Annotated in this window: 16 protein-coding genes and 1 pseudogene; 10 read left to right on the top strand and 7 right to left on the bottom strand. The window is 62.5% G+C overall.

The features are described 5' to 3' along the window. The first annotated feature begins 52 nt into the window (after positions 1–52). Complete coding sequence (locus tag PRZ01_RS14980) at positions 53–1630, top strand: methyl-accepting chemotaxis protein (RefSeq protein WP_273597603.1); 1578 nt, start codon at positions 53–55, stop codon at positions 1628–1630. Positions 1631–1796: 166 nt separating this feature from the next. Here the strand turns inward: PRZ01_RS14980 and PRZ01_RS14975 are convergent, their stop codons facing one another. Then, positions 1797–2054, bottom strand: a complete 258-nt coding sequence (locus PRZ01_RS14975) for a hypothetical protein (protein ID WP_273597602.1) — start codon at positions 2052–2054, stop codon at positions 1797–1799. Between the two features lie 394 nt (positions 2055–2448). Between PRZ01_RS14975 and PRZ01_RS14970 the strand changes: the two genes are divergently transcribed. From PRZ01_RS14970 to PRZ01_RS14955, 4 genes are all read left to right on the top strand, one after another. Then, positions 2449–3981 (top strand): alpha-N-arabinofuranosidase, encoded by a 1533-nt coding sequence (locus PRZ01_RS14970; RefSeq protein ID WP_273597635.1) that lies wholly within the window; start codon positions 2449–2451, stop codon positions 3979–3981. A gap of 1 nt (position 3982) precedes the next feature. Then, on the top strand, positions 3983–5542 hold the full coding sequence (locus tag PRZ01_RS14965; RefSeq protein ID WP_273597601.1) for a glycoside hydrolase family 43 protein: 1560 nt from the start codon (positions 3983–3985) through the stop codon (positions 5540–5542). Positions 5543–5546: 4 nt separating this feature from the next. Further along, the gene (locus PRZ01_RS14960) at positions 5547–7976 is read left to right on the top strand and encodes a glycoside hydrolase family 127 protein (RefSeq protein ID WP_338111475.1); all 2430 of its coding nucleotides are present in this window, start codon (positions 5547–5549) and stop codon (positions 7974–7976) included. 135 nt (positions 7977–8111) lie between these two features. Further along, positions 8112–9548 carry a S53 family peptidase gene (locus PRZ01_RS14955; protein WP_273597600.1) on the top strand — a complete coding sequence of 479 codons (1437 nt, stop codon included), beginning with the start codon at positions 8112–8114 and terminating at the stop codon, positions 9546–9548. Positions 9549–9642: 94 nt separating this feature from the next. Here PRZ01_RS14955 and PRZ01_RS14950 read toward each other — a convergent pair whose 3' ends face one another. Further along, a complete protein-coding gene (locus PRZ01_RS14950; RefSeq protein WP_273597599.1) occupies positions 9643–10335 on the bottom strand; it encodes a PEP-CTERM sorting domain-containing protein in 693 nt (230 codons plus the stop codon). 433 nt (positions 10336–10768) lie between these two features. Between PRZ01_RS14950 and PRZ01_RS14945 the strand changes: the two genes are divergently transcribed. From PRZ01_RS14945 to PRZ01_RS14925, 5 genes are all read left to right on the top strand, one after another. Further along, positions 10769–11731: an ABC transporter substrate-binding protein gene (locus tag PRZ01_RS14945; RefSeq protein WP_273597598.1), complete on the top strand. Its 963-nt coding sequence runs from the start codon at positions 10769–10771 to the stop codon at positions 11729–11731. Between the two features lie 20 nt (positions 11732–11751). Beyond that, complete coding sequence (locus PRZ01_RS14940; RefSeq protein ID WP_273597597.1) at positions 11752–13374, top strand: sugar ABC transporter ATP-binding protein; 1623 nt, start codon at positions 11752–11754, stop codon at positions 13372–13374. Between the two features lie 50 nt (positions 13375–13424). Continuing rightward, positions 13425–14423 carry an ABC transporter permease gene (locus tag PRZ01_RS14935; protein ID WP_409993858.1) on the top strand — a complete coding sequence of 333 codons (999 nt, stop codon included), beginning with the start codon at positions 13425–13427 and terminating at the stop codon, positions 14421–14423. 82 nt (positions 14424–14505) lie between these two features. Beyond that, complete coding sequence (gene yjfF / locus PRZ01_RS14930) at positions 14506–15498, top strand: galactofuranose ABC transporter, permease protein YjfF (RefSeq protein WP_273597595.1); 993 nt, start codon at positions 14506–14508, stop codon at positions 15496–15498. Between the two features lie 48 nt (positions 15499–15546). Continuing rightward, positions 15547–16563, top strand: a complete 1017-nt coding sequence (locus tag PRZ01_RS14925; protein WP_273597594.1) for a glycoside hydrolase family 43 protein — start codon at positions 15547–15549, stop codon at positions 16561–16563. A gap of 12 nt (positions 16564–16575) precedes the next feature. On the opposite strand, the gene PRZ01_RS14920 is transcribed toward PRZ01_RS14925, so the two are convergent. The 5 genes and pseudogenes from PRZ01_RS14920 to PRZ01_RS14900 all read right to left on the bottom strand — a co-directional run. Next, entirely contained in the window at positions 16576–17541 is a 966-nt protein-coding gene (locus PRZ01_RS14920; protein WP_273597593.1) for a LysR family transcriptional regulator, read from the bottom strand. A 28-nt stretch (positions 17542–17569) separates the two neighbouring features. Beyond that, positions 17570–18316 carry a FadR/GntR family transcriptional regulator gene (locus tag PRZ01_RS14915; RefSeq protein ID WP_273597592.1) on the bottom strand — a complete coding sequence of 249 codons (747 nt, stop codon included), beginning with the start codon at positions 18314–18316 and terminating at the stop codon, positions 17570–17572. A 139-nt stretch (positions 18317–18455) separates the two neighbouring features. Then, on the bottom strand, positions 18456–20417 hold the full coding sequence (locus PRZ01_RS14910) for a glycoside hydrolase family 97 protein (RefSeq protein ID WP_273597591.1): 1962 nt from the start codon (positions 20415–20417) through the stop codon (positions 18456–18458). A 142-nt stretch (positions 20418–20559) separates the two neighbouring features. Beyond that, complete coding sequence (locus PRZ01_RS14905; protein ID WP_273597590.1) at positions 20560–21261, bottom strand: TonB-dependent receptor domain-containing protein; 702 nt, start codon at positions 21259–21261, stop codon at positions 20560–20562. Between the two features lies 1 nt (position 21262). After that, positions 21263–23161, bottom strand: a pseudogene (locus PRZ01_RS14900) (TonB-dependent receptor); the annotation flags it as partial. Positions 23162–23288: the final 127 nt, after the last annotated feature.

The raw sequence follows: 23288 nt of genomic DNA, 5'->3' as shown, positions 1-23288 counted from the left end.
CGCGATACGCTAGGGAGATAACAAGCCGTATTCGGCCAGAGACATCCCAGCCATGCAAAATCATTCGATCCCCGCCCAAGGCACAGGCCGACAACTCAGCGTGGCGGGCCGGCTTTGGCTGGCGGTTGGCGCCATCGTCCTGACCTTGGTCGCTCTGGTGGCCTTCTCCAGCGTGCGCAGTCTGCGCATTCAGGAACATACCGACCAACTCACCGCGGAGTTGGACGCCAAGACCAATGCCGCTCAGCGCTGGGCATCCTTGACCACGGTCAATATCGCCCGCGTCCGGGCGGTGGCTATCAGCAGCGACCCTGCGGTGGATGTGGCGTTCAAAGAAGAAATTCCAGCCACCATCGGCGAAATCAACAAGGTGCAGAAAAGCATCGAAGCCATGCCCCTGGACGACGCCGACAAGCGCTTGATGAACCGGGTAGCCGATGAACGCAAAGTGGTGTTGGAGTCCTTGTCCAAAGTGCGCAAGCTGAAGGCCGACGGAGATCTCACCGCCTCGCAGCAAGAGCTCCAGCAGCGCTTCAACCCTGCAGTGGAAACCTATCTGCAATCGCTGGGTGATTTCGCCAAACTGCAAGAGCAGCACAAACAGTCGGCTATGCAGGAATTGGCCGCCCAGCGCATCAACGGACTGAAAATTTCCGGCACGGCGGTGGCGGTGCTATTGGTCTTGCTCACCTTAGGCGCCCGCTCGCTGATCCACTCGATCCAGAAGCCCCTCGCGCAAGCCATTCAAGCCGCAGACCGCATCGCCGATGGCGATCTGGGCGCCCACATCACGGTGCAGGGCGGCGACGAGTTTTCTCACCTGCTAGGCAGCCTGGACAAAATGGCCCGGCAACTGCGCAGTGTGGTGGGAGAGGTGCGCAGCGGCATCAACTCGGTGTCCACGGCGTCTGCTGAAATCGCAACCGGCAACGAAGACCTCAGTGCCCGCACCGAGCAAACCGCCTCGAATCTGCAACAGACCGCCAGTTCCATGGAAGAGCTGACCGCCACCGTCGCGCAATCCGCTGATACAGCACGTCAGGCCAATCAGTTAGCAGCCTCCGCCGCCGAAGCGGCTACACGCGGCGGCGCCGTGGTCACGCAGGTGGTGGCCAATATGGCGGAGATCACCCACAGCTCACGCAAGATCAGCGACATCATCGGCGTGATTGACGGCATTGCCTTCCAGACCAACATCCTGGCCCTGAACGCAGCGGTTGAAGCCGCCCGCGCTGGTGAGCAGGGGCGCGGATTCGCGGTAGTGGCCTCAGAGGTGCGCAGCCTGGCACAACGCAGCGCCGAGGCCGCCAAGGAGATCAAAACCCTGATCAACGCCTCGGTGGAACGCGTCGACTCGGGCGCACACTTGGTGGAACAAACCGGCACGGCGATGGGTGAGATTGTCACCAGCGTCCGGCGCGTCACCGACATGATTGGCGAAATTGCCTCCGCTGCCAGCGAGCAGCGCGACGGCATCTCCCAAGTCAACGGCGCCGTCACCCAACTCGACCAGATGACGCAGCAAAACGCCGCGCTGGTGGAAGAGTCCGCCGCCGCGGCGCAGTCCCTGCGGGAGCAGGCCCGACGCCTAGAAGAAGTGATCGGCATCTTCAAGCTGGATACGCGTTGAGGGCATGTTGACGATCTAACGACGATCCTCACTGAACAAGCACTCGCACCCCAAACTGCAACTCCAAACGGCAGCAAAAAATAAGCAAAGCCCCGGCGGACTCGCGTCCCCGGGGCTTTGTTGCGTGCGCCTGAGGGTGACTCAGGCGGCGCGTTCGCGCTGGCGCTTACTTGGCTGCAGAAGCAGCGGCAGCTGGAGCGGCCATGCCAGCAGCATTGTGATGCTTGTGGTGCTTGTGGTGCTTGTGGGCACCGGAAGCGGCGGCGGCAGGTGCCTCAGCTGCAGCAGGCGCCTTGGCAGCGGCCGGTGCCTTGACGGCGGCGGGTGCTGCAGGAGCGGCGGAAGCAGCCGGGGTCTGAGCGAAAGAAGCAACGGCCACGGAAGAGAGCAGCGCGGCGGCGATGAACGAAGTGATCTTTGTCATGATGAGCAAGCCTTTAAGTTGGATCCATAGGGCTTCGGACCTCTCAAGCGGGCCTGGCAATTGCCGGCTTGTCACTACAACGAGGGGCCTCGGACAGCGGTTGACACCGGTTTGCACAAATTTTCAAGCGAATTGTTCGACCCCCAAGGCCGGCACCCACTCTGTGGGCCGCCAGGGTTTACCTTGAATTCATATATCCAAACGAATATTGCTCTCCACAAAACATTGATTTGTTCAGCGCTTAGCCCCGTCCTACCATGGTCTTTCGCGAGTCGGGGCGCCTCAATCTGACGGCGCTGCCGCAACGCCCCTGACAGCGGCCTGCGGCACCTGCCCGCAGGCCGAGAAAACAAAAGTTGGAGACTGCTGCGTGATCAATAAATATGTGTTGGGCATGGCTTTGTCCATCGCCGGGGCAAGCCCCTTGGCGCTGGCCGCCGACGTTGAACTGACCATCGATGCCGCCCAGGCCGGGCCGCTCATCAACAAGCACATCTACGGCCAGTTTGCCGAGCACCTTGGCACCGGCATTTACGAAGGCATGTGGGTGGGCCCTAAGGCCAAAACGCCCAACACCCACGGTTGGCGCAACGATGTGCTGGGCGCCCTCAAGGCCCTGCACGTGCCGCTCATCCGCTGGCCGGGCGGCTGCTTTGCGGACGAATACCACTGGCGCGACGGCATCGGCCCGCGCGCCAAACGCCCGGTCAAGGTCAACACCAACTGGGGCGGCGTGGAAGAAAGCAATGCCGTCGGCACGCATGAGTTTTTCGACTTGGTCGAATTGCTCGGTGCCGACGCCTATGTGAACGGCAACCTGGGCACCGGCAGCACCCAGGAAATGGCCGAATGGCTGGAGTACATGACGGCAGACGGCAAATCCACCCTGGCCCAGGCGCGCCGCGCCAACGGCCATGCCGAGCCCTTCAAGCTGAGCTATTTTGCGGTGGGCAACGAGGCCTGGGGCTGCGGCGGCAGCATGACACCCGAACACTACGCGGACCTCTACAAAACCGCGGTGACGTTTTTGAAGGCCCCGGATTCACGACGCCCCAAGTTCCTCGCCAGTGGCGGCAATGACGCCGACACACGCTGGACCGAGGTGCTTAGCCACGACATCAAGAGCAATATCGACGCCATCAGCTTCCACTACTACACGCTGCCGACCGGCAAATGGGAGACCAAGGGCGCAGCCACCGGGTTTGCCGAAGACCAATGGATCAACACCCTCGCGCAGACGCTGAAGATGGAGCCCTTCATTGCGCAAAACGTCGCGGTGCTGGACAAGAACGACCCCCAGAAGAAGATCGGTTTTGCCGTTGACGAATGGGGCACCTGGTACGACGTGGAGCCGGGCACGAACCCGGGATTTTTGTACCAACAGAACACCTTGCGTGATGCGGTGGTGGCGGCGCTCAACTTCAACATCTTCCATGCCCATGCCGACCGGGTTCGCATGAGCAATATCGCGCAGATGGTCAACGTGCTGCAGGCCATGATCCTGACAGACAAAGACAAGATGCTGCTCACGCCCACCTACCACGCCTATGCGATGTATGTGCCCTTTCAGGACGCCACCTCGCTGCCGCTGAGCATCGCCAACAACCCCGCCTACAGCCTAGGCGGCACCAGCATCCCGGGCCTGAGCGCGTCAGCCGCGCGCAGCAAAGACGGCAAGCTCTACCTGGCCCTGGTCAACAGCAACCCGCATGTACCGCTGAACGTGGCCGTTCGGGTGAAGGGCGAGACCGCCACGGCTGCGCATGGCCAGGTGCTGACCGCTGATGCCATGGACGCACGCAACACCTTCCAAGCACCGCAGCAGGTGCAGCCTCGCGCTTTCGACGCCAAAACATCCGGCGCGACTGGCCCGCTCACCTTGTCAATTCCGGCCAAGGCCGTGGTCGTCGTTGCGGTGGAGCGTTGAGATGAGCGAGCAGATGATCAAGCCCTACGCAATGGCATCACGCCGCCAATTCATCCTGGCCAGCGCAGCGGCCTCTGCCACCCTGGGGCTGCCCGGTTGCGGCGGCGGCGGTGGCGGCAGCGCCAACGCGCCAACGCCAACGCCTGCGCCAACACCCGCCCCCACACCGGCACCCGTGCCCACCCAAACGCCGCTGAGCTTCGCCAACATCTCGGTGCATGACCCGTCAGTCATCCGCGTCAACAGCGATTTCTACATCTTTGGCTCTCATCTGGCCGCCGCCAAATCCAGCGATCTGATGAACTGGAGCCTGATCGCCAACGGTGTGGACGACAACAACCCGCTGTTCAACAAAGTCACCACCGTGCTGGCCGACACCTTTGCCTGGACCACGGTGACCGACCTTTGGGCGCCTGACATGGCCCAACTGGCCGACGGCAAGTACTACTTCTATTACAACTCTTGCAAAGGCGACTCGCCGCGCTCGGCCCTGGGCGTGGCGGTGGCAGACACCGTCACCGGCCCCTTCGTCAACAAGCAGATCTTTTTGGAGTCGGGCATGTGGGGCCTGACCAGCCCTGACGGCACTGTCTACGACGCCACCAAACACCCCAACACGGTCGACCCGGCGGTCTTCCACGACGCCAGCGGCAAGCTGTGGATGATTTACGGCTCCTACTCCGGCGGCATCTTCATCTTGGCAATGGATGAAAATACTGGCATGCCCGTGGCGGGACAGGGTTATGGCAAACACCTGATGGGCGGCAACCACGCGCGCATCGAGGGCTCCTACGTCATCTACAGCCCCGAGACCCAGTACTACTACCTGTTCGTCTCATTCGGCGGCCTGTCATCAACCGGAGGCTACAACCTGCGCACCGCCCGCTCCTTGAACCCCGACGGCCCCTACCTTGACGGCGCCGGCAACGACATGAGCAAAGTGGTCGCCAGCGCCGCGCTGGAAGCCGGCGACCCCAGCATTGCACCCTACGGGCAAAAACTGTTCGGTAACCACCAATTTGCGCTGACCACGGGGGAAAGCGGCACCGCCCTGGGCTACGTGTCAGCGGGCCATAACTCGGCCTATCGCGACGCCAGCACCGGCCAGTATTTTTTGATCTTCCACACCCGCTTCCCGGGTCAGGCCGAGTACTTTGAGAATCGCGTCCACGAGATGTTCCTCAACGAAGACGGCTGGCTGGTGGTGGCGCCCTTCCGCTACGCGCCGCTGAGCCTGAGCACGCCTGCCCAAGCCACAGCGGTGGTCAGCAGCGAGGTGCCGGGTACCTACAAGATGATCAACCACGGCAAAGACATCAGTACCACGCTGAAAACCTCTGCCGCGATCACCTTGGCAGCGGACGGCAGCGTCAGCGGCGCCAACACCGGCACCTGGACGCACAAAGGCAGCAACAAGATCAACATCACGCTCAGCGATGGCAGCAGCTTCAACGGCGTGTTGTCACGCCAATGGAATACCAATGCCAGCGCCTTTGCCATCACCTTCTCGGCGCAGTCCCTTGGCGGGGTGTCGATTTGGGCAGCCCGAACGGGAAACTGATCTGGTGACGGCAACCCGCAATGCACGGGCGGCGGCCAAGGCCTCGCTGAAACGGCGCTGGCTCGTGCTGCTGCTGGGCGCCTGCCTGAGCCCGACCATGGCCACGACGGCCGACATCAAGCCGCCGGCGCAGTTGTTCCCGGCGGCGGATGTGCGCTTGAGCCCCGGCCCGTTTTTCGACGCCCAGACTACCGATCTCCACTACCTCCTCGCGCTGGACCCCGACCGCCTGGCCGCACCCTTTTTGCGTGAGGCGGGCTTACCCGTCAAATCTCCCAGTTATGGAAACTGGGAGTCGACCGGCCTGGACGGCCATATGGGAGGCCACTACCTCTCCGCGTTGGCCTTGATGGTGGGGGCCACCGGCGACGCAGAAGTGCGGCAGCGCCTGAACTATTTCGTGGCCGAACTTCGACGGGCCCAAATCGCCCATGGCAACGGCTATCTGGGCGGCATCCCTGATGGCGACGCTGCCTGGGCAGAGGTAGCCAAGGGCCAACTCAAGGTCGACAACTTCTCCGTCAACGGCCGCTGGGTCCCTTGGTACAACCTGCACAAAACCTTTGCCGGCCTGCGCGACGCCTGGTTGCTGACCGGCAACGACGAGGCCCGCCGGATGCTCGTCGCCTTGAGCGATTGGGCGCTGCGGCTCACCCGCAATTTGAGCGACGCCCAGTGGCAGGACATGCTGCGCAGTGAACACGGCGGCATGAACGAAGTGCTGACCGATGTGGCCCAAATCACCGGCGACGCGCAATACCTGCAGTTGGCGCAGAAGTTCTCGCACCACGCGCTGCTGCAACCCCTGATTGAGCAGCGCGATGAGTTGACCGGCCTGCACGCCAACACCCAAATCCCCAAAGTGATCGGCTTCAAACGCGTGGCCGACCTCAGCGGCGATGCCGATTGGCTGCGGGCGGCGCGCTTTTTCTGGCAAACGGTGCACGACCACCGCACGGTGGCGATTGGCGGCAACAGCGTGCGCGAGCACTTCCATGACGCCGGCAATTTTCAACCGATGCTGGACGAAGTGGAAGGCCCCGAGACCTGCAACACCTACAACATGCTCAAGCTGACCCAGCTGCTGTTTCTCAGTGAGAGCACCGGGGCCAGGCAAGCGCAGTATGGCGACTACTACGAGCGCGCGCTCTACAACCACATCCTCGCCTCGCAGCGCCCCGGCACTGGGGGCTTTGCTTACTTCACGCCGATGCGGCCCAATCATTACCGGGTTTACTCACAGGTGGACCAGGGCATGTGGTGCTGCGTGGGTTCGGGGCTGGAGAGCCAGGCCAAGTACGGGGAGTTCATCTACACGCATGACGAAGACAGCGTCTCCGTCAACCTCTTCATTGCATCGACCCTGCATTGGCGCGAACGCCATCTGCACCTCACCCAAAGCACCCGTTTCCCCGATGAAGGACGCAGCCGCATCACCCTGCAGGAGGCGCAAAACCACTTCGGCCTGCGGATCCGCTACCCCGCCTGGGTGGCACCGGGCCAGTTGCGGATCAAGATCAATGGGCGCGCCTTTGCCGTCAAGACCCGGCCCGGGGACTATGTCGAAATACGGCGCAACTGGGCCGCCGGCGACCAGGTGGACATTGAGCTGCCGATGCGCACCCAACTGGAGCAAATGCCCGGCATGGCCAACACCTATGCGGTGCTACACGGCCCCATTGTGTTGGCAGCCAAGACCGAAGGGTTTGTGGGCGAGCATCTCAAGGTGCTGGCCGACGACTCGCGCATGGGCCACATTGCGCAAGGCCCTGTCTACCCGCAGGAGGCGGCCCCGCTGTTTGTCAGCGATACACGCCATTTCATCAAGTACTTCAAGCCGGTGGCTGGCGAACCGCTGACCTTCACGGCGCCGGGTCTGATCCGGGGCAAGAACGCGGTGAAGCTACGGCTGATCCCCTTCTTCCGCCTGCATGACTCGCGCTACATGATTTACTGGGCCCACTCCACGCCCGCCGAATTGCCCGCGCTGCAAGCGGCCACGGCACGCGCCGAGCATGACCGCCTGGCCCTGGATGCCCAAACCATCGACCAAGTGGCGCCGGGCGAGCAACAGCCCGAGTCCGACCATTTCTTCAAAGGCGAGGGCGTTGAGTCTGGCATCAATAAAAGCGCACGCTGGCGTCATGCCAGGGGCTGGTTCAGTTATGAGCTGAGCGACCCCACTCGGCAAGCAAAAGCCCTGCGCCTGAGCTTTTCAACGCTTGACGCAGGCCGCCGCTTCAAGCTCTTCATCAACGGGCAATGGCTCAGCACCATTGAGTTGAAAGCACCCGCCGGCGACGAGATCTATGCGCTCGACTACGAAATTCCGCCTGAGCTGGTCGAAAACTCGCAGGGCAAACTGCAGGTCAAATTCGTCGCCGAGCCTGACTCCATCGCGGGTGGCCTGTATGGTTTGCGTCTGCTGAAGTAACGCCCCATCGCACCGTGTTCAAAGCGCCGGATTTTTCAAGAATAAGCACCCCCTATATCGAGGACTCGTTTTCCCTGATCGTCCCCGCAAGGGCCCCACTGCTACATTGCGACCTCCTCATCCAGGAGTTCATTCATGCACGATCTTTCTCAGCAGAATGGCCACGAGCACCAAGGCTTGCCCACAGCAAAGCCGGCTCGTTCAGGTGTTGCGCCGTTGATCGGCTGCCTCACCGCCCTCGCCCTGGCCTGCTCGGGTGCCTACGGTGGGCAACTCAAACCACACTCCGTCCGCTCAGATGCCGCCGATGTGCTGGCCACCCCCACGGCCAACGCCGTGTTTGGTTGTGAGCTGCGTTCTTTCACCGGCACCCGACTACCCTGCTACGGCCCCAGTGCCATCCGCAAGGCCTACGGCATGGATCAGTTGATCAATGCAGGCTATGACGGCTCAGGCCAAACCATCGTCATCATCGATGCCTACGGTAGCCCCACCTTGCAGGCCGACCTGGACGCCTTCGACGCCGCATTCGGCCTGCCTCCACCACCGTCGCTGCAACAAATCACCATGCCGGGCACACTGCCCTTCAACTACAGCGACTCGAACCAACTGGGTTGGGCTGAAGAAACCAGCCTCGATGTGCAATGGGCTCATGCCATCGCACCGGGCGCCAAGATCGTGGTGGTGGTGGCAGCCTCCAACAATGATGCCGACATCCTGGCCGCGCAAAACTACGCCATCAACAACAAGTTGGGGCACATCATCTCCGAAAGCTTTGGCGAGTCCGAATTGGCGCTACTGCAAGACAGTGCCGGCCGCAAGAGCCTGGCCGACAACGAGGCCAGCTACCGCCGGGCCATCGACCGCAAGATTTCAGTGCTGGTGTCCGCCGGTGATTCTGGCGCATCCAGCTACGACATCAACGGCGTCACCCAGCCCAAACCGGTGGCCGAGTACCCGGCCTCCTCGCCCAATGTGACCTCGGTGGGCGGTACCAACCTCTTCTTCGGCAGCACCACAAATGCCGACCCCAATGGCAGCTACCAGGGCGAAGTGGTGTGGAACGACGGCTATGGTGCCGGGGGTGGCGGCATCAGCGCGGCCTTCCGCCTGCCCGACTACCAGGAAGACGCCCTGCCGCGCGCCATACGCTCGCAACTCAAGGGGCACCGTGGCTACCCTGACGTGGCCTACAACGCGGGCGTCTTTGGCGGCGTCATCGTGCGGCTGGGTTTTTTGGGGAGCAGCAACGGCTTCTACATTTTCGGTGGCACCAGCGCCAGCGCGCCGCAATGGGCCGGCATAACCGCTGTGGCCAACCAAGTCCGGCACAAGCCCCTGGGCTTTCTCAACAAAAAGCTCTACAAACTGGGCCAGCGCGGCGCCCTCGCGAACGTCACGCATGACGTGACTGTGGGCGACAACAGTTTTGACGGCGTCACCGGCTACACCGCCGGCACGGGTTGGGACCTGGCTACCGGCTGGGGCACGCCCAGCGCTGGTTTGGTGAACGCCCTGACCCGCCGCCACGGCGGCGACGGTGATGACGACGACGACGGTGACAACGATTGACCCATTGGCCGCCCGGCTGACCCAATGACAAGGCCCCGCTCAGCGGGGCCTTTTTCATCTCAGAGCGTCCTGAGTACCTTGGCGGTCTGAGCGATCAACGCTCGTTCTGGGCCCGGCGAGACACCCATACGGTGGCCAACAGGCCCAGCGACAACAGGGCGAAGGTGCCGGGCTCAGGTACCACTGTGACCGTCGCTTGCACCAGCACCGGATCGATTTGGATGAACCGCTGGCCGGTGCTGTCCGTCTGCACCAACGGGCTGGACAAGATGGTACTGACCTCGCTCGCATTCAGGTCCATGAAGCCATTGATAAAGGAGTTCATCAGGTCGTTGCCACTGCGGTGGCCCAGGCCCAGGTTATGGCCCAACTCGTGCGAGAGCAGCTGCACACCGTAGCTGATGTTGCCGCCCGTAGGCACCGTGGTGTTGGCGGCCCAGATCGATTCGACCACAAAGTTATTGCCGCCCACCTCACCACAACCAATGATGCTGGTGTTGAAGCCGCCACACGAGTCCACGGTGTCAACATAGTAGAAGTCCACCACATTGCTGGCCCCGACGTGCTGGCTGAATAAGGTGTTCACTTTGGCATCGGTGTCGATATTGAGCAGGCTCGGCATCGTCAGGGTGGTGATCGCGCCGATGCGGATGTCCACAGACATGCTGCCAAAGCTTGCCTGCGAATACACCGCGTCCATGCCGGCCTCGTCGATGGTGACATAGGCCGCATGGCTCATGGGGGTCACCGCAATGGCGGCGATGGCAAACAGTGTTTTGAACGTCATGGGAAATGTCTCCGCACAGGATGGAAAGAACAACGAACAACCAAGCAACTTCCACACCCGAATGAGGAATCTTCAAGGCCTACAAGGCTCGTCGCGGCGCGTTCGGCCAAGGCGCTCAGCATAGGAGAAATTTTGTAAATTTTCTCGACAATGCCATACGGCTCATGAAGCGCAAATTAGTGACACCGAGCCGTCATCGCGTCATCACAGGGTCATCACAGTGCCGTCAAGAATTGATCACAACGTTGTCACGCCGCAGACATTCAAGGTTATCCCCAATGCTGAAAGCGGTATGGCTGCGCCGCGAAATGTGATTTGCCCTGCATGGGCGCTTCTCCTACGATCTTGCGTCTCGCTGCGTTTGTACCGAGGTCTTGATCGACCTTGTTGAACGCCAAGCCAGCCGACACAACCCGTTGGAGACCCTGCCGCCATGACACTGAATCGCCGCGCCGTACTCACCGCCACCTTGGTGGCTGGATTGTTCAACCCCATGTGGGCGGGCGCTGCCCAGCCGTTGGTGATGGGGTTCTCGCAAGTGGGGGCGGAGAGTGAATGGCGCACCGCGAACACCGCCTCCATCAAAGACGCCGCCAAGAAAGATGGCATCACGCTGAAGTTTGCAGACGCCCAGCAAAAGCAGGAAAACCAGGTCAAGGCCTTGCGCAGCTTCATCGCGCAGAAGGTTGACGTCATCGCTTTCTCGCCGGTCGTGGAGTCGGGCTGGGACACGGTGCTGCGCGAAGCCCGGGCGGCGAAGATTCCGGTCATCCTGACCGACCGCGCGGTCAGCGTCAGCGACCCTTCGCTGTACGTGACCTTCATCGGCTCGGACTTTGTCGAAGAGGGCCGCAAGGCCGGCCGCTGGTTGCTCGACTTCGCCAAGAAAGCCCCCAACGCTGAATTGAACATCGTCGAGTTGCAGGGCACCGTGGGCTCAGCACCGGCCATCGACCGCAAGAAAGGCTTTGAAGAAATCATCGCCAGCAACCCCAAGCTCAAGCTGAGCCGCTCGCAGTCGGGCGACTTCACGCGGGCCAAGGGCAAGGAGGTGATGGAGGCCTTCCTGAAAGCGAAGGACAAAAAAATCGACGTGCTCTACGCGCACAACGACGACATGGCCATCGGCGCCATCCAGGCGATCGAAGAGGCTGGGTTGAAGCCGGGCAAGGACATCATCATCATCTCCATCGACGGGGTGAAAGGCGCCTTCGAGGCCATGGTGGCCGGCAAGCTGAACGTCACCGTCGAATGCAACCCCCTGCTGGGCCCGCAACTGATGCAACTGGCGCGCGATGTGGTGGCCGGCAAGCCCGTGGCCCGGCGCATCACCACGACCGAAGGGGTTTTCCCTGCGGAAGTGGCCGCCAAAGAACTGCCAAACCGCCGCTACTGACCCCTGCCCGGCGCCCCACCATGACACCCAGTCAGGCCCACCCCGGCCAACCCCAGACGAACACGCCGGTGCTGGCCCTAAGCGGCATCCACAAGAGCTTTCCCGGCGTCAAGGCGCTCAGCAACGTGAGCTTGCGGCTATTTCCTGGCGAGGTGCACACCTTGATGGGGCAGAACGGCGCCGGCAAGTCCACCCTGATCAAGGTGCTGACAGGCTTGTACACACCCGACGCCGGACACATGATGCTGGACGGCCAGGCGATTTCGCCCCACTCCACCGAGGATGCACAGCACCTGGGCATCAGCACGGTGTATCAGGAGGTCAACCTCTGCCCCAATCTGTCGGTGGCGGAGAACATTTTCATCGGCCGCTACCCCCGCCACAGCGCCGGGTTGCTGGGCAAATTCGGCCCCATCGCCTGGGCTCGCATGCAGGCCCAGGCGCGACGCCTGCTGGCCGATATGGACATCCACATCGACGTCAAGGCGCCGCTGTCCAGCTACTCGCTGTCCATTCAGCAGATGGTGGCGATTGCGCGGGCACTGAACATTTCCGCCAAAGTGCTGATTCTTGATGAACCCACGTCGAGCCTCGACGAGGCTGCCGTGCAACTGCTGTTCCGCGTCCTGCGCCAACTGCGTGGGCAGGGCATGGCCATTTTGTTCGTCACCCACTTTTTGGAGCAGACCTACGCCATCTCCGACCGCATCACGGTGATGCGCAACGGCGAAACCGAGGGTGAATATCCCTGCGCCGAGCTGAACCGCCTCGCGCTGGTCAACAAAATGGTTGGCGCGCCCGATCACGTCACCACCGGACGGGCTGCAACGGCAACCGCCGCGGAAACAACCGCCAGCCCCTTGGCAATCACCCCCCCTCACCACGCCGGCCGGCCACAAGCCGCCCCCTTTCTCCAGGCCCAAGGCCTGGGCCGCGCCGCGGCACTGCAGGGCATCGATCTCAGCATCCGTCGCGGTGAGGTGTTAGGCCTTTGCGGCCTGCTGGGCTCGGGCCGCACCGAAACTGCTCGCCTGCTGTTTGGTGCCGACGTGGCGGACAGCGGCAGCATCGCCGTCAAGGGCACCGTGCAGTCCTTCAAATCGCCTCGCGATGCGATTGCCGCAGGCATCGGTTTTTGCTCGGAAGACCGCAAGCACGAAGGCGCGGTACTGGCGCTCTCGGTGCGCGAAAACATCATCCTGGCCCTGCAAGCCCGCAGCGGCATGGCCCGCGCCCTGCCCATGCAACGCCAGCGTGCGTTGGCCGAAGACTTTGTCCAGCGGCTGGGCATCAAGACACCCGATATCGACACCCCCATCGGCCTGCTGTCCGGGGGCAATCAACAAAAAGCCCTGCTGGCACGCTGGCTCGCCACCGACCCGCAGCTGCTGATCCTTGACGAACCGACGCGCGGCATCGACGTGCGCGCCAAAGAAGAAATCATGGACTACGTCACCGCACTGAGCCACACCAGCGAAGGCCAGGGCATGGCAATCTTGTTCATCTCCTCCGAGTTGCCCGAGGTCTTGCACTGCAGCGACCGCCTGATGGTCTTGCGTGACCGCAAGGCTGGCGGTGAGTTCGGCCGTGGCGAGTTGGACGAGCGCCGCCTGCTGGAAGTGATTGCCGGAGCCAGCGCCTGATGCACGCCGCCCTTCCCACCTCGCCAAGCTCGCCCGCTGCCGGCACGCCCATGCTGTCCACACGATTTTCCCAAGGCCTCATGGGCCATCCCTTGCTGCGGCCCCTGGCGGCGCTGGCCCTTCTTCTGCTGATTGACCTGTGCTTTATCCCGGGCTTTTTTCGGCTGGAGATCAAAGACAGCCACCTCTACGGCAGCGTCATCGACATCCTCAACCGCGCCGCACCACTGATGCTGGCCGCCCTGGGCATGACACTGGTGATCGCCACCCGCGGCATCGACGTGTCGGTGGGCGCGGTCGTGGCCATCTCCGGCACACTGGCTGCCTTGCTGGTCAGCTCCCATGCGTCGTTAGCACTGGCGTTGGCCGCGGGCATGGGAGCCGCGCTGCTGTGCGGCACCTGGAACGGCGCCTTGGTGGCGGGCTTGGGCCTGCAACCCATCATCGCCACCTTGATCCTGATGGTGGCCGGGCGCGGCCTGGCGCAGTTGTTGACCGACGGGCAGATCATCACCGTCTACGACCCGCCGTTTTTCTACCTCGGTGGCGGCTATCTGCTGGGCTTGCCGGTGGCCTTGTTCGTCGTCACCGCCATGTTCTCGCTAACCGCCTGGCTGATGCGCAAGACCGCCTTGGGCTTGTTCATCCAGGCCGTGGGCATCAACCCCGTGGCCTCACGCCTGGCGGGCATCCGCACCGCCGCGCTGATCTTCTTCGTCTATGTGTTCTGCAGCGCCTGCGCCGGGTTGGCGGGCCTGTTGATTGCGTCCAACATCAAGAGCGCCGACGCCAACAACGCTGGGCTGCTGCTAGAGCTGGACGCCATTCTCGCAGTCACGCTGGGCGGCGGCTCGCTGGCGGGCGGCAAGTTCAGCCTGGCCGGCAGCTTCATCGGCGCCTTGATCATCCAGACCCTCACGTACACCATCTACGCGCTGGGCGTGCCGCCGGAGGTGAACATGGTGGTCAAAGCCAGCGTGGTCTTTGTGGTCTGCCTGTCGCAATCGGCGGAGTTCAAGCAACTCTGGCGGCGCCTGGGTTCACGATGAAGCCACGCCACACGGCGCAAAAACGTGCGGCGCCTGCGCCCTTGATCTCCGCCTCCTCCGCCCCTTGCGGACCCGACTCTGTATGCCGACCCTTTTGAAATCTTTGCACCGCCTCTCCACCGCACCGGCCTTCACCGCCTGGGTCGCCCTGGCTTTGATGCTGCTGTTGTTTGCCACTGGTGCAGCAAGTTATGCCGGCTTCGCCTCGGTGCAGGTGATGCTGAACCTGCTGATCGACAACGCCTTCTTGTTGGTGATCGCGGTCGGCATGAGCCTGGTGATCCTGTCGGGCGGCATCGACCTTTCTGTCGGCTCCGTCTTGGCGCTCAGCACCATGGTGGCGGCCTGGCTGCTGCAAACGGCCCATTGGCCGCCCCAAGCCGTCATGGTGGCGGTGCTGCTCATGGGCGCGCTGTTCGGCGCGGCGCAAGGGGCGCTGATTCACTTCTTCAAGCTGCAGCCCTTCATCGTCACCCTGGCCGGCATGTTCCTGGCTCGCGGCCTGTGCTATCTCATCAGCATCAACTCCATCACGATTGACGAGCCAATGTTTGTCGCCCTCTCGCAAACCCAGCTGAGCGTCTTCGGCGGCTTTGTGTCGCCGGGCGCCGTCATCGCCGTGCTGGTGCTGGTTGCGGGCGTCTGGCTCGCGCACTGGACCGCCTTTGGCCGTGCCGTCTACGCGATCGGGGGTAACGAGCAATCTGCACTGATGATGGGCCTGCCTGTAGGCCGTACCAAAGTTTTGATCTACGCCTTCAGCGGCGTTTGCGCAGCGCTGGCCGGCCTGCTGTTTTCCTTCTACATGCTCAGCGGATACGGCCTGCATGCGCAAGGCACCGAGCTTGACGCCATTGCCGCCGTGGTGATCGGCGGCACCATGCTAAGTGGCGGATATGGCTATGTGGCGGGCGCCTTGTCGGGCGTGTTGACGCTGGGCTTGATTCAAACCTTGATCGCCTTTGACGGCTCGCTCAGTTCCTGGTGGACCAAGATCTTCATCGGCGGGTTGTTGTTCGTCTTCTGCGTCGTGCAGCGCCTGCTGAGTCGCAGCACCACGGCGGCGGCGGCCTGATCGGGCGACCTGGATCAACAGCCCCCCTCTGATTTTTCAAAATACACCATGTCAAAAACTCTCTGCACCTCCGCTTCACTCGTGGCTGCCGCGGTCGGCCTGGGCCTCGGGCTGAGCCTGCTTGTGGGCACGCCCGCGCAAGCCAACCCCAACCCGCTGTTTCCCCAGCTGTTCACCGCCGACCCCGCCACCCTGGTGGATGAGGGGCGCGTGTACCTCTATACCGGCGTGGACGAGGCCAGCCCGACCGACACCGACTACGTGATGAACGAATGGCATCTCTGGTCCACCTGCGACATGGTGAACTGGGTCGACCACGGCTCGCCCGTCAAAGCCCTGAGCTTTGCCTGGGCCAAAGGGCGCGCCTGGGCGGCCGACATCACCCGCCGCGACGTCAATGGCAAGCCCAAGTACTACTTCTACGCCACCGTGGACCACGCCACCGTTCCCGGCCTGTCCATCGGCGTTGCGGTGTCAGACAGCCCGACCGGCCCCTTTGTCGACGCACGCGGCTCGGCCTTGATCACCAACGACATGACCAAGCAGACCGACATTTTTTGGGACGATATCGACCCCGCCATCTTCATCGACGACAACGGCCAAGCCTATCTGTACTGGGGCAACACGGTGCTGAAATACGTGAAGCTCAAGCCGAACATGATCGAGATCGACGGTGACATCCATGTCGTGCCGATCGAGCCCTTCACCGAGGCCTCTTACCTGCACAAGCACAAGGGCACCTACTACCTCTCGTACTCACAGGGCTTTCCGGAAGAAACCATCTACGCCACCGGCCCCACGGCCACCGGCCCCTGGACCAAGCGCAACGTCATCATGGACGTGAACCGCAACGTCAAGACCATTCACCAAGCCATCGCCGACTTCAACGGCAAGAGCTACATCTTCTATCACACGGCAGATTTGCCGGGCGGCGCCGAGTTTCGCCGCTCAGTCGCCGTCGAGGAGTTCAGTTACCAGGCCGATGGCAGCATCCCCTTCATCCCCAAAACAAAGGCCGGCCCCACAGCCAACCCCACGCCCGCCTGCAAGGCCGGCGCGCGTTGAGCGAGCGCACGTTCAGGGCACCAGGGGCGCGGCGTACATGAAGCCTGCCTCCACCCTCAGCACCCGCAGCAAATGTTCGGCTGCGGGCGAGAGCAAATGATCTTGCCGGGTGATGATGCCAAAGGCGTCCATCTTGCAAGGCAGCTCGATGGGCAAAATGCTCAGCACCCGCATCGATGCGTAATAACGCGCAACCTCAACGGGCATCACATGAATGGCGTCGCTTTGATGCAGCAAGGCCATGATGAGCAGCAAGGCGGTGGTGTCGACCACGTTCACCGGCGGCTCCAGGCCAGCGCGGCGGAACATCAAATCCCAGCGGTGGCGCAGCACGCTACCTGGCGGCGGCAATATCCAGGCTTGCTGAGCCAGGTCGCTCAGTTGCAAGTGGCCGGCGCTCATCAAGGGGTGGTCGATGCGGGCCACCGCGCAGGCTGGCTCGTCCGTCAACTCCTCGTAATTCAGCCCCGCCGAACCTTCGTCCTCAGGCATGCGCCCGATCATGAAATCCAGGCTGCCGCGCTGCAGCATGTCGAGCAGCACCTTGCTGGTTTCCATCTGCACGCCAATGCGCAGCAGCGGCGCTTCTTGCTTGACGCGGGCAATGGCGCGCGGCAGAAGGCTCATGGCCGGTGCCATGATGGTGCCGATCTCGACCTGGCCGGTCAGCCCGGCCTTGAGCGCCACGATGTCTTCGTGCGCCAACGACAGGCTGGTCAAAGCCATGCGGGCGTGGCGGATCATGGTTTCGCCATACACCGTGGGCTCCATGCCGCGAGGCAGTCGCTCAAACAAGCGCACCTCCAGCATGTCCTCCAGGTCTTTGAGTTGCTTGGACGCGGCAGGCTGCGTCATGCATAACTGTTCGGCTGCACGGTGGATGCTGCGCGCCTCGTCCAGCGCTACCAGCAAAAGCAATTGGCGGGTTTTGAGCCGCGCGCGCAAAAACCAGTTGGGATTCGGGCTGCTGTTGTCCATTCAGGAATTTCGTCGGCCGGGCGCCAGCTCAGGCGAGCTGCACGGCGCTGGACAAAATGGTGGACAAATCATCGCCCGTCTCTTCCAACTGCACCAGCGTGGCCTGGCGTGCACCCAACGGATCGCGATTACGCAGGGCCGTCAAAATGGCCTTGTGTCGCGGCAGCGAGAGCGCATGGGTGTCAGGCAACTGGCTGCTCAGCACGATGGATTCACGCAGGGCGAGCGAAAGCATATTGCCGATATACGCCAGCAAGTCGTTGCCTGTGGCCTCGGCAATGCGCCGGTGAAAGGCGAGGTCGGGCTCCAGCAATTCCTCGGTGGTGGCCGCGGCCTCCATGCCCGCGTAGGCGGTAGCAATGCTGCGCAACTGCTCTTCGCTGGCGGCCTTAGCGGCCAAGGCGGCTGCGGCCGGTTCGAAAATTCGGCGAACCTCCATCAGCGTCTGAACAAACTCCCGTTGCGGCTTGGCTTGAATCAACCAGTACAGCACGTCCGGGTCCAACAGATGCCACTCATTGCGCGGCCGCACGATGGCGCCGGCACGCTGCTTGGACACCACCAAGCCCTTGGCCACCAGCACACGCACCGCTTCACGCAGCACCGGCCGGCTGACTTCATATTTTTCGAGCAGCACGGCCTCGGCGGGCAAGCGGTCGCCGGGCATGAGCGCCCCTGAGACGATGCTTTGCCCTAATTCGCGAACGATGCGGCCATGCATGCTTTTGCCTTCCGGCTTGAGCTTGTAGGTGGAATGGTCAGCGCGGGATTTCATGACAGTCTCTGGTTCCGAATTCGTTCTGGATTCGTTCTGGCGGTAGTTACAGCATTCATTACGGCATTCATTACGGCGAACGCCATTTTTGCATGGGGCAGGACTCAACGCACCGCACCCCCGTAACACACCCACCCGCTCACGGCCGCACCGGCTCAAACACCGCAACAAATCCGCCATGGCTCACCAACCTGAGCACTGACTTGCCGCTGGCCTTCAACACCGATTGCTGAAGCGCACGTGGCCCGCGACTCGGCTCATCGGTGATCATCTTGCCGCGCATCTTTTTCAGAAAGTCCAGATCCAGCGTCAGGATGATCTCGGTGTCTTCCGCATTCAGGCCGGCCACAAACCAGCGGCTTCCAGCACGCCGCGCCAGCGCCACATAACGCCCAGGCTCACCAGCCAATAAACGCACCTCATCCCACTGGCGCGGCAGCGTCTGCAAAAACTGCTTGGCAAAGCCCGGCGCCGTGGCCATGCCCTCCGGCGTTTCGGCAAAGTGCTGGATGCCGGACAGCATCAATACACTCTCCGCCAACTCAAAGCCATTGAGCGTTGCGCGGCGAATGCCCGGAATATCCGCCAGCACCAGCGGCGTGAAGTCCATGGGGTCAAACAAATTGCGGGTGAAGGGCAACATGGCCACGTGACGCGGCACCGCGTCTTGGTCGGCCTGGGTGAAGGTGGTGTACTCCAGCCCCTTCACCGCCTCCATGCTCATCAAGTTCGGGTAGGTGCGCTGCCAGCCGCGTGGCAGCGTGGCCCCGTGGAAGTTGACCAACAGGCCGAACTCGGCCGCATCATTCAAAATGTCGACGTAGTACTGAATGGCCGATTGCCCGTCACCGGGGAAGAAATCAATCTTCACACCCTTGACGCCCATCGCATTCAAACGCGCAAATTCATGTCGCCGCTGCGTGCGCGTCAGCAACTGGCCTTTGGGTGAGTACTCGGTATCGTTCCAGGCGCCGGACGAGTTGTACCAAAGCAGCAGGCCCACGCCTTTCGACGCGCCGTAGTCCACCAAGGCTTGGATGCGCGCATCGCCGATCTTGCGGTCCCAGTCGGCGTCGACCAAGGTGTAGTTCCAGTGCATGTCGGCGGCGTGGTCGATGAAGCGCTTTTGCACCTCAAAAACAGTGGCCTCATCCTTTAACAAAGCCCAGCTCCAGCTGGCATGGCCGGGCTGAACGCGGGAGGCATCAAACGCGATGGCCGGCGCCGCCAGATCTGTTCCCAGGGTCGAGGCCACCAGGGTCGGCAAACTGCCCACGGCAATCACCCGCCACGGCGTGCGCAAGGCCTGGCCCGGCGGGCTTTGCGCCAGCAGACGCCCGTCGGTGAACACCTCGCTCGCCATCGGCAAACCCAGGCGGTACTCGCCCCCTGGCGACTGCGGCTGCAGACGCGAAGCATGAAAGCTGCCGTCCATGTCGGCTTCAGTCAGCGCCACCCAGTCGTCCCCTGACTTGAACAAGGCCGGAAACACCCAGCCCGCAGCCGAGGGCGAAGGGCTGCCCACCGCCGTGTCCATCGCGTAATGTTCTTCGTAAGAGGGGTTGGTGCGCATCCACCCCGTCTTGGCCACCGACATGGGTTGCAGCCAGGCCCTCGCCTGCGCATCAAAGTGAAAGCTGCTCAGCTCCGCCACGAAGCGGTTTGGCTGCCCACTCACCAAAGGGGGCACCCCATAACGAAAAGCCACACCGTCATTGGCCACGCGCAGCCACAAGTCCAAATGCTGATGCTGCGCGTTGATGAAGTGCAACACCTGCTGCATCGCCTCGGCACGGATGCGAGACTGCTTGCCCGTGGCCATGCGGTATTGCGTCAACTGGCGCTGCGGGGCCGTGGCGCCAGTCAACCGCATGTCTGTGCTCAGATCGGCCCCTTCCAGCTGCAGGCCCAGGCGCGAGTCCAGCAACACCATGCGGCCATCGCGCTGCACCGTGTAGCGAATCTCCCCCTCAGGAGAGACCCACACCTGCACCTGCAGATGGCGATCAGGGCTGCGCAGGGTGGTGGGCGCGGCAGCCCAGGCGGGCCCCAGCGCAAAGCTGGCGGCCAGGGCCCACAGGATTCGAATGAGATTTGACATGGCGCGGCCTTGAGTCGGGCTTCGAGCAGTGCGTCGCCGCAGGTGCCCAAGCAGCACGCGGCGAACGAAAAATCAAAGGGGGCATGGGTTCCCAGCGGAACACCACGCCCCAAAAGTCAAACCCTCAGGTTCGACGGCTTGCTTACATCTTCCAACGCAGCGACACACCCACCGTGCGGTCGTAGTAGCGCACGTCGCGGATCAAGGACGGGTTCTTATCGAAGTAGTCGTGGTAAGCCTGGTTCAACAGGTTGGTCACGTCCATCGACACCGTCATGTTCTTGTTGACGTTGTAACCCAGCGATCCGTCCAGCGTGGCCAGCGGTGCCACGTACAGATCGCGTCCGGTCGAGCGGTAGGGCGACTCGGCCAAGAAGCTCGAACGCCAGTTGTAGGCCAGGCGGCCATAAATGTCGTTGCGCTCGTACAGGCCGACCAGGTTGTAGGCCGTTTCAGACTGGCCCAAGAAGGCCGTGGTCACACCGGTCGGGCTGGTCTGGTTGCCGGTCATGTAGGTGAAGTTCGCCTCCAGACCAAAGCCGCCAAGGAAGCCGGGCAGGAAGTCATAGAACTGACGATAGCTCAGCTCGAATCCATGCAAGTCAGCCTTGTTCAGGTTGTAAGGCCGATTCACCAAGTATTGGTAAGCCCCATGCGTTTCGGTCTGCGTCTGCCAGATTTCGCGGTTCTTGAAATTGTGCTGGAAGACCGTACCCGTCACCGAACCCGTGCGAGCAAAATACCACTCCAGGGCCACATCCAGATTGGTCGACTCGGTGGGCTTGAGATTCGGATTGCCGGCCGAGCCGCTGCCGTAGGTGACGCCACCGCCGGGCGAGTTCAAGATCAGGCCCGGGGTTGTAGTCGCCAAAGGCCGGACGCTCGATGGCCTGGCCCGCGATCAGGCGGCCGATCAACTTGGGCGTGAACTCCGCCCGCAGTGCCAGGCTGGGCAGCACATCGGTGCGTGCGGTGTCCAGATTCACTGCCGACACCACGCCGTCGGTGCTGGAGTTGCCCTTCAAAGTTTGCTCGGTTCGGACCACGCGCACACCTGCCACCCCGCTGATGGGCAGGCCGAACAGGTGGAAACCGAACTTGGCCTTGCCGTAAATCGCGCTCGTCTTCTCGACATCGTCGAACAGGGTCAGCGGGTCGTACGGGGTCAGCGCCGTGCTGCCGGTGAGCATCTTGCGGAAGGCGTCGCCGTTGTTCAGCAACCAATCACGGTCGGCATAGGCGTACTGCTTGACACCGAAGTTGCCCCAAGTGGCGGGCGACACCGAGTAAATACCGGGGTAGTTCGACAGCGTCTGGCCGACAGCAGCGAAGGACGTCGTCCAGGGCATGCTGGTGTTGGTCGCCGTGGCATGGCGGTCGGCCACGCGAACGCCGGTGCTCAACTCCTGGAAGAAGTTGCCGGTGCCCATGTCATACACCGCGTCGGCTCGCCAGTCGTTTGAGTCGCCCTGACGATAACCCCGAACGTCCACGCCCCCGTTGATGTGGAAATTGGACGCATTGGTGAGGTCCATGGTGGGATAGTCGATGAAGCCGCCGCCGTCTTGCACCTTGCCAATTGTGTTGGTCGGGTTGTAGCCGGTGTCGAGAATGCGGTTGACCCAGTCAATATGGCTGTTGGTGTGCGCAAGCTCGGTGCTCAGGCGCAGGCGGTCATTCACGTCCCAATGGCCGCCGATGGCGTATTGGCCGTTGGTCGCCTCGTCATGCTTGGCCTGGGTGGACGTGAAACCCCAGCCGTTGTAGCTGGTGTTGTAGATCGTGTCCAGATTGCTCGTACCTGGCTTGGTGGTGACCACCGTGCCCGCCTGATCCCAGGGCAGGCCCGCCACCAAAAATGACTGCTGATAGCGGTGATCGATGGTGGTGTAGAAGGCCTCGGCGAAGAACTCCATGTCGGCGTTCGGCTTCCACTGCAACGCGGCGTTACTGGCAATGCGCTTGCGGTCGCCCAGGTCGAGCACTCGGCCCATGCAGCAGGAACCCACGATGCTCTGGCCGTTGTAGTTTTCAGTCGCCGGGTCACCCACCCAGGCGCGTTCGTCGTGATACACGCCACGCTGATAAGACAGGCCGACCAAGGCGCCCACTTCGCCCAGATTGGTCTTCCAGCGGTTGGAGGCCATGCCGCTCAGGTCAGGGTTGTTGGCCTTGGCCTTGTCGCGATTTTCCATGCGGCCATTGATGACCAACTGCGCGTCCTTGAAGTCAAAGGGGCGGTTGGTACGCACGTCGATCACGCCGGCCGTGCCGCCTTCGGGCAGATCAGCCCCTTGGGTCTTGAACACGTCCAGGCGCTTGAGCATGGTGGCAGGCACGTCCGCCAGATACAGGCTGCGGCCCGAGTCGGTGAAAAACTCACGGCCATTCAGCAAGGTCACGATGCCACCCAGGCCGCGCACGATGACACTGCCAGCCTCGCCATTGCCACGCTGGATCTGCACACCGGTGACGCGGCCAAGAATTTCCGCCACGTTCTTGTCGGGGAACTTGCCAATGTCTTCGGCCACGATGGAGTCCACCACCTGGTCGGAGTTCATCTTGATGTTCTGCGCACTCTCAGCCGCCAGGCGAGCGCCGGTGACCACCACGGTGTCCAGCGTGGCGGCGCCAGCAGCAGCGGGCGCAGGGGCAGGAGCCGCCTGCTGCGCCCAAGTCTGGGCGCTGGAGAAGAGGGCGGCGGCCGCGAGCGCCACGGCGCCAGCAGGCAGGCCTGCGGCCATGCGGCGCTGCGGGCGCTGCGACGTCACAATCGGCAAAGGTCGACTCACTTTTTTCATGTCTGTCATCTCCGGTGTATGTTTAGTTCTGCGCCAGGTGTGAGGCCGTGGCTGGATGCGCCGTCCAGCG

This window comes from Roseateles koreensis (assembly GCF_028595305.1).
Classification (GTDB): Bacteria; Pseudomonadota; Gammaproteobacteria; order Burkholderiales; family Burkholderiaceae_C; genus Paucibacter_A; species Paucibacter_A koreensis.
This window is presented reverse-complemented; position numbering and strand designations above follow the sequence as displayed.